The sequence below is a fragment of the Pseudomonas sp. P129 genome (assembly GCF_020312195.1).
Classification (GTDB): Bacteria; Pseudomonadota; Gammaproteobacteria; order Pseudomonadales; family Pseudomonadaceae; genus Aquipseudomonas; species Aquipseudomonas fragariae.
In genome coordinates, this window is sequence record NZ_JAGPYS010000021.1 from 25,006 (window position 1) to 36,153 (window position 11,148).

General features: G+C 57.3%; 12 protein-coding genes. 5 read left to right on the forward strand and 7 right to left on the reverse strand.

Annotated features, from left to right (window positions below; translation table 11 throughout):
- Positions 1 to 157: 157 nt before the first annotated feature.
- Together KBY02_RS25560 and speD are read left to right on the forward strand one after the other, a co-directional pair.
- A complete protein-coding gene (locus KBY02_RS25560; protein WP_003401957.1) occupies positions 158 to 580 on the forward strand; it encodes an OsmC family protein in 423 nt (140 codons plus the stop codon).
- 242 nt (positions 581 to 822) lie between these two features.
- Entirely contained in the window at positions 823 to 1,617 is a 795-nt protein-coding gene (speD, locus tag KBY02_RS25565; RefSeq protein WP_003316303.1) for an adenosylmethionine decarboxylase, read from the forward strand.
- Positions 1,618 to 1,686: 69 nt separating this feature from the next.
- On the opposite strand, the gene coq7 is transcribed toward speD, so the two are convergent.
- From coq7 to hemJ, 5 genes are all read right to left on the reverse strand, one after another.
- Positions 1,687 to 2,334: a 2-polyprenyl-3-methyl-6-methoxy-1,4-benzoquinone monooxygenase gene (coq7, locus tag KBY02_RS25570; protein ID WP_003401955.1), complete on the reverse strand. Its 648-nt coding sequence runs from the start codon at positions 2,332 to 2,334 to the stop codon at positions 1,687 to 1,689.
- A 121-nt stretch (positions 2,335 to 2,455) separates the two neighbouring features.
- Positions 2,456 to 2,794, reverse strand: coding sequence for a histidine triad nucleotide-binding protein (locus tag KBY02_RS25575; protein ID WP_003316306.1), 339 nt, complete (start codon positions 2,792 to 2,794; stop codon positions 2,456 to 2,458).
- Between the two features lie 103 nt (positions 2,795 to 2,897).
- Positions 2,898 to 3,674 carry an SDR family NAD(P)-dependent oxidoreductase gene (locus KBY02_RS25580; RefSeq protein WP_003372679.1) on the reverse strand — a complete coding sequence of 259 codons (777 nt, stop codon included), beginning with the start codon at positions 3,672 to 3,674 and terminating at the stop codon, positions 2,898 to 2,900.
- 56 nt (positions 3,675 to 3,730) lie between these two features.
- Positions 3,731 to 4,645, reverse strand: coding sequence for a DUF805 domain-containing protein (locus KBY02_RS25585; protein WP_011269100.1), 915 nt, complete (start codon positions 4,643 to 4,645; stop codon positions 3,731 to 3,733).
- A gap of 85 nt (positions 4,646 to 4,730) precedes the next feature.
- Entirely contained in the window at positions 4,731 to 5,159 is a 429-nt protein-coding gene (gene hemJ / locus KBY02_RS25590) for a protoporphyrinogen oxidase HemJ (protein WP_003401951.1), read from the reverse strand.
- A gap of 133 nt (positions 5,160 to 5,292) precedes the next feature.
- Between hemJ and argC the strand changes: the two genes are divergently transcribed.
- Both argC and erpA read left to right on the forward strand, forming a co-directional pair.
- Entirely contained in the window at positions 5,293 to 6,327 is a 1,035-nt protein-coding gene (gene argC, locus KBY02_RS25595) for an N-acetyl-gamma-glutamyl-phosphate reductase (RefSeq protein WP_011269099.1), read from the forward strand.
- Between the two features lie 257 nt (positions 6,328 to 6,584).
- Positions 6,585 to 6,935 carry an iron-sulfur cluster insertion protein ErpA gene (gene erpA, locus KBY02_RS25600; protein WP_002551953.1) on the forward strand — a complete coding sequence of 117 codons (351 nt, stop codon included), beginning with the start codon at positions 6,585 to 6,587 and terminating at the stop codon, positions 6,933 to 6,935.
- Between the two features lie 62 nt (positions 6,936 to 6,997).
- Here erpA and KBY02_RS25605 read toward each other — a convergent pair whose 3' ends face one another.
- Together KBY02_RS25605 and KBY02_RS25610 are read right to left on the reverse strand one after the other, a co-directional pair.
- A complete protein-coding gene (locus KBY02_RS25605; protein WP_003401948.1) occupies positions 6,998 to 8,092 on the reverse strand; it encodes an anhydro-N-acetylmuramic acid kinase in 1,095 nt (364 codons plus the stop codon).
- A gap of 3 nt (positions 8,093 to 8,095) precedes the next feature.
- Positions 8,096 to 9,523: a peptidoglycan DD-metalloendopeptidase family protein gene (locus KBY02_RS25610; RefSeq protein WP_003401947.1), complete on the reverse strand. Its 1,428-nt coding sequence runs from the start codon at positions 9,521 to 9,523 to the stop codon at positions 8,096 to 8,098.
- 201 nt (positions 9,524 to 9,724) lie between these two features.
- Between KBY02_RS25610 and tyrS the strand changes: the two genes are divergently transcribed.
- The gene (tyrS, locus tag KBY02_RS25615; RefSeq protein WP_032656582.1) at positions 9,725 to 10,936 is read left to right on the forward strand and encodes a tyrosine--tRNA ligase; all 1,212 of its coding nucleotides are present in this window, start codon (positions 9,725 to 9,727) and stop codon (positions 10,934 to 10,936) included.
- The last annotated feature ends 212 nt before the right edge of the window (positions 10,937 to 11,148 follow it).

Here is an 11,148-nt window from a genome sequence, read left to right on the forward strand (position 1 = left end):
AGGTATCGGCTGCGCCTTTATTCTCGCCAGCTTTTCCAGACGTGTAGGAAGCTATTTGCGAACATTCCTACGCATTTCCTACAAAAGGCATTTCTTCCGGCCGGCTTTTGGCCCTGTGCTAAGCTGGCGACCCCTTTTTTACAGTGGAGTCTTGGCGATGAAGGCACGCATCCAATGGGCTGGCGAAGCCATGTTCCTCGGCGAGTCCGGCAGTGGTCATGTGGTGGTAATGGATGGTCCGCCGGAAAGCGGTGGTCGCAACCTGGGTGTACGCCCGATGGAAATGGTCTTGATCGGTCTGGGTGGCTGCAGCAACTTTGACGTTGTGAGCATTTTGAAGAAGTCGCGCCAACCCGTGGAAAGCTGCGAGGCGTTTCTGGAAGCCGAACGTGCCGATGAAGACCCGAAAGTGTTCACCAAGATCCATCTGCACTTCGTCGTCAAGGGACGAGGGTTGAAAGAAGCGCAGGTCAAGCGGGCGATCGAACTGTCCGCAGAGAAGTATTGCTCGGCCTCGATCATGCTCGGCAACGCGGGTGTGAAGATCACTCACGATTATGAAATTGTCGAACTGGGCTGAACGCCAGACATCCAACGATCATAAAAACGGCGCACACTCTGGCAGACGGCTTCGGACGTCTGCATAATGCGCCACTTTTTACGGGCGCAGCATGTATTGGTTTTCTGCTGCCGGTCCGAACAGACAACCAAAATCGCCAACGCGAAGAGGTGTTAACCGTCCTACGCAGATGAGCCGGGCTCACCTGACGGGCATGCTTGATCACGCGGCTGGCGCCGCACCCATATAGAGAGTTTTTAACGGTGAAAAGCAAACTCAAGCTCCACGGGTTCAATAACCTGACAAAGACCTTGAGCTTCAACATTTATGACATCTGCTATGCGGAAACCCCGCAGGACCAGCAGGCGTATGTCGAGTACATCAACAGTGTGTACGATGCAGAACGCCTGACGCGGATTCTGACTGATGTTGTCGATATCATTGGTGCCAACATCCTGAACATTGCGCGTCAGGATTACGATCCACAAGGTGCCAGTGTGACCATTCTGATCTCTGAGCAGCCGGTGACGCCTACCGAAAGCCAGATCGAAGAGTCGCCAGGTCCACTGCCGGAAACCATCCTGGCGCACCTGGACAAGAGCCATATCACGGTCCACACCTACCCGGAAATTCATCCGGTTGACGGTATTGCCACGTTCCGCGTGGATATCGATGTGTCGACCTGTGGCGTTATTTCACCGCTCAAGGCGTTGAACTACCTGATTCATAAATTCGAGTCGGATATCGTGACCGTCGATTATCGCGTGCGCGGCTTTACCCGTGACGTGGAAGGCAAGAAGCACTTCATCGACCACGAGATCAACTCGATCCAGAACTACCTGTCCGAAGACACGCGCAACGGTTACCAGATGACCGACGTGAACGTGTATCAGGAAAACCTGTTCCACACCAAGATGCTGCTCAAGCAGTTCGAACTGGACAACTACCTGTTTGGCGACGCCACCAGTAACTTGTCTCCCGAGCAGCGCGAGCAAGTGACCGCCAAGGTCAAACACGAAATGCTGGAAATCTTCTACGGCCGTAACGTCGCCGTATAAACCCGGATTCCGGACATTAAAAAGGCGCCTGATGCAGGCGCCTTTTTTATGGGCGTTGTATGCGTGTTGTCAGATGCGATAAGTCGACTTGGTCATGACCTTGGCCAGCACACTCATGCCGAACTTGACCGGTGCCGGGAAGCGAAAACCGCCTGCCTCCAGTGCGGATTCAGCGTGGTGTTCTTCATCGCTGAGCATCTGTTGCAGGATAGCCCGGGACTTGCCGTCTTCGGTCGGTAGTTGCTCCAGATGTTCAGCCAGGTGCTTGCAGACCTGATCTTCGGTCGCCGCGACGAACCCCAGGCTGACCCGGTCGCTGATAACGCCGGCTACTGCGCCCATCCCGAAGGACAGACTGTAGAACAGTGGGTTCAGCACACTGGTATGGCTGCCAAGCTGATGAATGCGCTGTTCGCACCAGACCAGATGATCGATTTCTTCTTCAGCCGCACGCTCCATCGCCTTGCGCACCTTGGGCAGCTTTGCCGTCAGCGCCTGGCCCTGATAAAGCGCCTGGGCGCAGACTTCGCCGGTATGGTTGATGCGCATCAGACCCGCGACGTGGCGCGTGTCGACTTCGCTCATCTTGTGCTCGGGCTGAACAACGGCGGGGGAAGGGCGCTGCGAGTGCGCGCTGGACGGTAGCAATGTACGCATCGCGCTGTCGGCTTGCAGTAACAGACGGTCGAGGGGGGAGTATTGACGTTCGGTAGCCATGGGCACCTCCGGAAGATCATGCGGGCAGTTTACCCCAATCGGCCGGAGCGGGCAGGGCTTGTCTCGTCCGACCAGCGCTGATCACACACGCTGGTCGGCCGGGAAGCCCGAAAACGCTGGCTCAGCCCGGTGGCCAGTTCATCTGGCGCTGACCAAGTACATGCATGTGAATGTGGTAGACGGTCTGCCCGCCTAGCTCATTGCAGTTCATCACCACGCGGAAGCCTTCTTCGCAGCCCAGCTCGAGGGCCAGACGCTGCGCCGTGAACAGAATATGTCCGGCCAGGCCTTTGTCTTCCTCGGTCAGATCGTTCAGGGTGCGGATAGGCTTTTTCGGGATAACCAGAAAATGCACGGGTGCCTGTGGGGCGATGTCGTGAAAGGCCAGTACCTGATCATCTTCATAGATGATCTTTGCCGGGATTTCCCGATTGATGATCTTGGTAAACAAAGTGTCCACAGCCGTTTGCTCCTTGTCGGTTGATGGTCGTCACAGGGTATCGCTGTGCTTCAGCGCGTCCGAGTGTACTGAGCAAGACGCGGCTCGCCCAGCCGTTTGTCGGTCAGCGCGGGCAGTATTTCTTGTTGATGTAGCCGCTGATCTGGCGAGCCAGCCAGCGTGAAACCAGGCGCGGGCCGAGCGTCCACAACCGGTTACCGAAACCGGGAGTGATCACCGCACGATTTTTTGCCAGCGCGCGAACGGTATACAGCGCCACTTCTTCGGGGCTCATCAGGTTATCCACATTGACCTGCAACTGCGCGGTGCGAAAAAAAGCCGTCCTGGTCGGGCCGGGGCACAGCACCGAGACCTTCACGCCGGCTTTCTTCACTTCTTCGCGCAGCCCTTCGGAAAAATGCAGCACATAGGCCTTGCTTGCGTAGTAGGTGCTCATCCATGGCCCGGGCTGGAATGCCGCCACCGAGGCGATGTTGAGTATCTGGCCGCCGCCCTGAATGGCCATCAGGTTGCCGACCGTGTGGCACAGGCGCGTGAGGGCCAGAATGTTCAGATCGATCAGGTCCTGCTCTGCACTCCAGTCCTGAGCCAGAAAAGGTCCGCAGGTGCCGATGCCCGCAGCGTTGACCAGCAGGTCGATCTGGTGGGCACCGTCTTCCAGCTCCAGCAGAAAGCCCGAGAGCCTCAGTGGCTCGCCCAGATCGCAGGCTCGAAACAGCACTTCCACGCCAAAACGCTGAGTCAATTCCAGTGCAATTGTTTCCAGCAGGTCGCGCTGGCGGGCGACCAGGATCAGGTTGCGACCGCGACGTGCCAGCGCTTCGGCCATCGCCAGGCCTATGCCGCTGGACGCGCCGGTGATCAGGGCGTAACGGGTCATGCATTTCTCCATTGAGCGTGTTGCGACCGGCAGTCTGCCGAACCGTGAGCAGTCTATTACTTGTCGCTTTGTTCTTCGGGCTCTATGTTGACATCCGCTGGCGCGGTCAAGGCACTGTCACGGCTTTCTTCGTCGTCGTAAGGGAGCGATTGCTCGTATTCGTCGGTCTGCAATTCCAGCTCATCACGCAGCATGCCTGCGCCGCCGGCGGTGAGTCCGATCAGGACAATCGGGATCAGTAACACCCACAGAATGGCCAGGGTCTTCACGCCTCGGGAATTCGGTGGCGGCGGCGGGCCAAAAGCGTTGGGGCCTTTCGTTCCAGGCAGCAGGATCATCAGAAACGGGAAGACGCTGCCTACGAACGGCACCATGGTCAGCAGCAGAAGCCAGCCCGACCAACCCAGATCGTGCAGCCGCTGAACGCCGATCTGCGCACCAATGACAGCGAACACGACGAGCACCACCGCCATCAGCAGGCCGCCGGCGACCAGCGAACCGTTCATGACCAGCAGGCACACACCTACCAGCACCAGCGTCGCGGCACTCAGGACCATGCTCCACGCCAGATAGCGCAAGCGCCCGATACGCCCATGGATACTCAAGACCTTCAGCGTCGAATGACCGGGCTGATCAGCGCCGACCTGTGCCTTGGGCGGTGCGTAGGGCGATATTTCCAGATGCGCGGGTTTGGGGGAGGGCTGGCTGACGACTTCATCCAGACTCAGGCTGATTTCAATATCAGGTTCGATACGTGCTTCGACGCCCGCATCGTCCAGCACCTTCAGGTAGCGTTCCGCATCCTGATAAGTGATCCCGCGCTTGAGCGCGACGGGTTGACCGCTGAACAGCTTCTGCACTGCAGACGGTTCGCTTTTGAACAGCCCCGCCAGGTTGGCCTTTGCGGTGTCGAGCTCGACGCCTTCACGCACCTGCCCTTCAAATACAATCTTGAAGTGTGAATCGGCCATACGGGGCTTCCTTGTCTTTAAATGGAAAACAATGCCGGGCGCCTGTCTGAGACAGGGCGCCCTGTCGCGTTACTGATGATTGAAGTCAGAAGGGTTTGACGATAACCAGAATGACGATAGCGATCAGGATCAGTACCGGGATTTCATTGAACCAGCGATAAAACACGTGGCTGCGGCCATTTTCGCCACGGGCAAAGCGTTTGACCTGTGCACCGCAGACGTGGTGATAGCCGATCAGCAGGACAACCAGTGCGAGCTTGGCGTGCATCCAGCCCTGACTGAAATAACCGCTGGGGTCGAAGCTGATCAGCCAGCCGCCGAAGACCAGCGTTGCGATCATTGCCGGGGTCATGATGCCACGGTACAGCTTGCGCTCCATGACGATGAAACGCTCGCGGCTGACCGTGTCCTCACTCATCGAGTGATAGACGAACAGTCTTGGCAGATAGAACAGGGCTGCAAACCAGCAGACCATTGAAATGACATGAAGCGCCTTTATCCATAGATAGAGCATTTTTGATTATTCCCAGGTTCACGGTGGCCGAATAGTAGTGTCTTGTGCGCCCATACGTCACGTTGTCGGTTGTCGCAGAGGCGATAGGCTCCTATTATCGACCGCTTTCCAGTTGTTTCGTTGAGGGCAGGTTATGGTCAAGGTCGGTATCGTCGGCGGCACGGGTTACACCGGGGTCGAGCTGCTGCGTCTGTTGGCACAGCATCCGCAGGCAGAAGTAGTGGTCATTACCTCGCGCTCGGAGGCCGGCATGCCAGTCGCCGACATGTATCCGAACCTGCGCGGGCACTACGACGGCCTCGCGTTCAGCGTGCCTGACGTGAAAACCCTGGGTGCCTGTGACGTGGTGTTCTTCGCCACGCCCCACGGTGTAGCCCATGCCCTGGCTGGTGAATTGCTCGCGGCAGGCACCAAAGTGATCGACCTGTCTGCCGACTTCCGTCTGCAGGATCCGGTCGAGTGGGCCAAGTGGTACGGCCAGCCTCATGGTGCTCCTCAGTTGTTGGAGGATGCGGTGTACGGGCTGCCGGAAGTCAACCGCGAACAGATCAGGAACGCGCGACTCATCGCCGTACCGGGTTGCTATCCCACCGCTACCCAGTTGGGTTTCCTGCCGCTGCTTGAAGCCGGTATTGCCGATAACACTCGTCTGATTGCCGACTGCAAATCCGGCGTGAGCGGTGCTGGCCGTGGTTTGAACATCGGTTCGCTGTACTCGGAAGCCAATGAAAGCTTCAAGGCCTACGCCGTGAAGGGCCACCGCCACCTGCCTGAAATCACCCAGGGGCTGCGTCGCGCTGCCGGTGGCGACATCGGCCTGACGTTCGTGCCACACCTGGTGCCGATGATCCGTGGCATTCACTCCACGCTCTATGCAACGGTCGCTGATCGCTCGGTGGACCTGCAGGCACTGTTCGAGAAACGCTACGCCGACGAGCCATTCGTGGATGTGATGCCAGCGGGCAGCCATCCCGAAACCCGCAGTGTGCGTGGCGCCAACGTGTGCCGCATCGCGGTGCATCGTCCGCAGGGCGGCGATCTGGTCGTCGTGCTTTCGGTGATCGACAACCTGGTCAAAGGTGCGTCGGGTCAGGCGGTGCAGAACATGAACATCCTGTTTGGCCTCGATGAGCGCGCCGGGTTGTCCCATGCGGGCATGATGCCCTGAGGGAGGCAGCTTTGAGCTTCAAGCGGCAAGCTTCAAGTTGCAAGGCAAAGGCGGGCCGACCACGCTCTTGTAGCTTGTAGCTTGTAGCTTGTAGCTTGTAGCTTGTAGCTTGTAGCTTGTAGCTTGTAGCTTGTAGCTTGTAGCTTGTAGCTTGTAGCTTGTAGCCGCTCCCGATCAAATAGTTGACCGATTTTCTAGGAGAAGCGGATAATGCCGTCATTACGCATTACGACGGCTAACGCCGGGAGATATCAGACATGAGTGTCGAATCCTTCACGCCTACCGCTTTGGAGTTCACTCCAAATGCTGCGCACAAGGTGAAAACCCTGGTCGACGAAGAGGGCAATGATCGTCTCAAACTGCGTGTATTCGTTACAGGTGGCGGTTGCTCAGGTTTTCAGTACGGTTTTACTTTCGATGAAGATGTGGCAGACGATGACACCATCGTCGAGCGCGAGGGCGTAAGCCTGGTTGTCGATCCGATGAGCTTTCAGTACCTGGCCGGCGCAGAAGTCGATTATCAGGAAGGGCTTGAAGGGTCGCGATTCGTGATCAAGAACCCGAATGCCTCCACAACCTGTGGCTGTGGCTCCTCGTTCTCGATCTGATCGAAGCTTGCTGTAAACAAAAACGCCGCTCATTGAGCGGCGTTTTGCATTGCGGCATCGCGTCAGGCGGGGTAGATCGCGCCCAGAACGCGCCTGCCTTTGGCGCCGGTCACCGTCGGACGATTGGCCGGAACGCCTTCGAGGCAGCAATGGGCCAGCCAGGCAAACGCCATTGCCTCAACCCAGTCAGGGTTTACGCCGAACTTCTCGGTACTGCTGACCTCTGTATCGGGCAACAGCTCTGCAAGGCGTTTCATCAGCGCCTTGTTATGCGCACCGCCACCACAGACCAGAAGCTCCCGGGTAATCGGTTGTGCAGATTTCAGGGAATCGGTGATCGTCAATGCTGTCAGTTCCAGCAGAGTGGCCTGCACATCTTCTGGAGCCAGTGTTTTCGACTGGAACAGATGGTGTTTAACCCAGCCCAGGTTGAACACTTCCCGGCCTGTACTCTTGGGGCCCTTGGTGAGGAAAAACTGATCGCTGAGCAGTTTCTCGAGCAGCGCAGAATCAACCTTGCCGCTCGCCGACCATGCGCCATCCTTGTCGTAGCTTTCATGGAGCTGTGAAGATATCCACGCATCGAGCAGTACGTTACCGGGGCCGCAGTCGAAGCCTTCGACCGGACGATCCGACTCGATCAGGCTCAGGTTACTGAACCCGCCGATGTTCAACACGGCGCGATGATCCTTGTTGTCGTCGAACAACGCTTCGTGGAAAGCCGGCACCAGGGGGGCGCCCTGGCCGCCTGCTGCGATGTCGCGGCGGCGGAAGTCGCTGACCACGGTAATTTCAGTCAGCTCTGCCAGCAGCGCAGGGTTGCCGATCTGAATGCTGTAGCCGCGCGATGGCTCATGACGAATAGTCTGGCCGTGGCTGCCAATGGCGCGAATCTGAGCGGGCACCATGTTTTGATCTTGCAGCAAGGTCTGTACGCCCTGTGCGACCAGCCTGCACCACTTTTGCTCCGCAATGGCCGCACGCGCAAGCTCATCCGCGCCGCTGGAGCAAAGCCCCAGCAGCTCGGCATGCAGGTCTTCCGGCATGGGGATGTAGTGAGTAGCCAGAAGCCTTGATCGGTCATCCTGCTTCAAAAGGGCGATATCAATCCCATCGAGACTGCTGCCGGACATCACACCTATATAGAAGAAGTCCATGGATTACCTTTTATTCGAGGCCAGCGTGGTGGCTTTTTCCTGATCCATGCGGGCCATCAACGGCTGGCTTTGCTGCATGAACCGCTGTTTTTCGGATTTGGCGATCGGATCCGCCATCGGAAGCTTTTGGCCCAATGGGTCTACGTGAACGCCATTGACCTGGAACTCGTAGTGCAAGTGCGGGCCTGTGGACAGCCCGGTAGTTCCAATATAGCCGATAACCTGACCTTGCTTGACAGTGCCGCCGGTCTGTATGCCTTTGGCGAAGCCCTGCATGTGACCATACAGCGTACGGTAGGTGTCGCCGTGCTGAATGATGACGGTATTGCCGTATCCGCCACGGCGGCCGGCGAGCAGGACCTTGCCGTCGCCGGTGGCCTTGATCGGCGTACCGCGTGGCGCTGCATAGTCCACACCTTTGTGGGCGCGGATCTTGTTGAGGATCGGGTGCTTGCGGCCCATCGAGAACATCGAGCTGATGCGGGCGAAGTCGACCGGGGTACGGATGAAGGCCTTGCGCATGCTGTTGCCGTCAGCCGTGTAGTAATTGGTATTGCCCTGCTTGTTGGTGTAGCGAACGGCGGTGTAGGTCTTGCCCCGGTTAGTGAAGCGGGCGGACAGGATATTCCCTGTGCCTACGCTCTTGCCGTTGACCACTTTCTGTTCGTATACCACATCGAATTCGTCACCCTTGCGGATGTCCTGCGCGAAGTCGATGTCGTAGCCAAAGATGTTGGCCATGTCCATCGTCATGCTATGAGTCAGGCCGGCACGTTGCGCGGACTGCGACAGGGAGCTGTTGATCACCCCGTGTACGTAGGCGTTACGCACGTTGGGCTTGCTGATCTCGCGATTGAATGCGTAACCACCAGTTGCTGTCTTCGACAGGCTGATGGACTCGACTTCGCTGAGTTTTGTGTGCAATTGCTTGAGCTGGCCATCCGGCGTCAGCTCGAACTGCAGCGTCTGTCCGTTCTGCAGCTTGCTGAACTGCTTGGCCTGCTTGTCGCTGGCCAGTACTTCATGAACGGTGGCGGCGGGTAGCCCGACTTTTTCGAACAGGGTCGACAGCGTGTCGCCCTTGCTGACGGTGACCTCCCTGTGGGCAGGATCTTTCGCAGCGGCTGGCGCGGTAGTCTCTGCCTGAGGCTGTGCGTTGGCGGTGTCCTGAGCCTGATCGTCGGCGTTGTCGATCTGGGCAAATGGCGATTCGGTGGTTTCAGGTGTGGCTTGAGTTGCTTGTTGAGCGTCTTGGTCTTGTACGTCCTGATCCGGTGCCTCCAGATCGAGGGGAATGTTCGTTCGTTTGGCTTCGACATCGCTGGATGGAAAAACCAGGAGAGCCAGGCTCAACAACGCGGCGATGCCGCTTGCAGCGAGCAGGTGACTCTTCGGATAAAGCGGGGGCGCTTTAGGCGGTGTGTCTTTCATAGGTAATTTGACTTTGAAAAAGGTGAAATGGAAAAGATGAATGACATGATGAAGATGAAATAACTGTATAAAATATAACCAAAACCTGCTCGAAGCAACCCTTCCCGCGTATCAGTCACTGATTCGCAGGCAAACGCTGGGCAAAACTTGTAATTGGGCTCTGATCTTGTAAGGTTGGTTCCCTTTGAATTGGGGGCTGTAATGAAGTCGGTTGAAGAGCAGCTGGCGCTGATCAAGCGCGGTGCAGATGAACTCCTGGTCGAGGCCGAGCTGGTCGAGAAGCTGAAGCGTGGCCAGCCACTGCGTATCAAGGCTGGTTTCGATCCGACGGCGCCCGATCTGCACCTTGGGCACACCGTGCTTATTAACAAGCTGCGGCAGTTCCAGGATCTGGGGCATCAGATCATCTTCCTCATCGGTGATTTCACCGGCATGATCGGCGACCCGAGCGGTAAAAGCGCCACGCGTCCGCCGCTCACCCGTGAGCAGGTTCTCGACTACGCCGAAACCTACAAGTCTCAGGTCTTCAAGATTCTCGATCCGGCCAAGACCGAAGTCGCGTTCAACTCGACCTGGATGGATCAGTTGAGTCCGGCTGACTTCATTCGCTTGTCTTCGCAGTACACGGTCGCGCGGATGCTCGAGCGTGATGATTTCGACAAGCGCTATAAAAGCAATCAGTCCATTGCCATTCACGAATTCCTGTACCCGCTGGTGCAGGGCTATGACTCCGTGGCCTTGAAGGCCGACGTCGAGCTGGGCGGTACCGATCAGAAATTCAATCTGCTGATGGGGCGCGAGCTTCAGCGCGCTTATGGGCAGGAGCCGCAATGCATCCTGACCATGCCGTTGCTGGAAGGTCTGGATGGCGTGAAGAAGATGTCCAAGTCACTGGGCAACTACGTTGGCATTCAAGAAGCGCCGGGCATTATGTATAGCAAGCTGGTGTCGATTCCTGATTCCCTGATGTGGCGCTACTTCGAGCTGCTGAGCTTCCGCTCGATGGAAGAGATCAACGGCTTGAAGGCTGACTGCGAAGCGGGTGCCAACCCTCGCGACATCAAGATCAAGCTGGCCGAAGAGCTGGTCGCGCGTTTTCATGGCGAGGAGGCTGCGGCCAATGCGCATCGCTCTGCGGGTAACCGTATGAAGGAAGGCGAGCTGCCGGATGATCTGCCGGAGCTATCGGTGGCTGCTGCCGAGGATATGCCGATCTCTGCGGTCCTTAATAAAGCTGGCCTGGTAAAGAACGCAGCAGTCGCTCGTGATCTGCTGGCTTCTGGCGGTGTGCGTATAGATGGTGAGGTGGTGGATCGCAGCTTTGTATTCAAGCTGGGTGCGACCCATGTTTGCCAGGCCGGCAAGAAGGCTTTTGGGCGCGTTACGCTGGTTTCTGAAGAAAGTTCAAATTAACGGTTGACGCCCTCGCTGAGGTGTCTATAATTCGCCCCACTTCCGGCGCAGATGGAAACGAAAAAGCCTTGTAGATCAATAGTTTACAAGGATTTGGAGTGAAGAGTCAGCGAGGAAGGAGGTCGGGTCTGGAGTGATCGACAGCGGTGAGAAAAAAGAGTTTGACACGCGGTTGTAACGCTGTAGAATTCGCCTCCCGCTGATGAGCAACT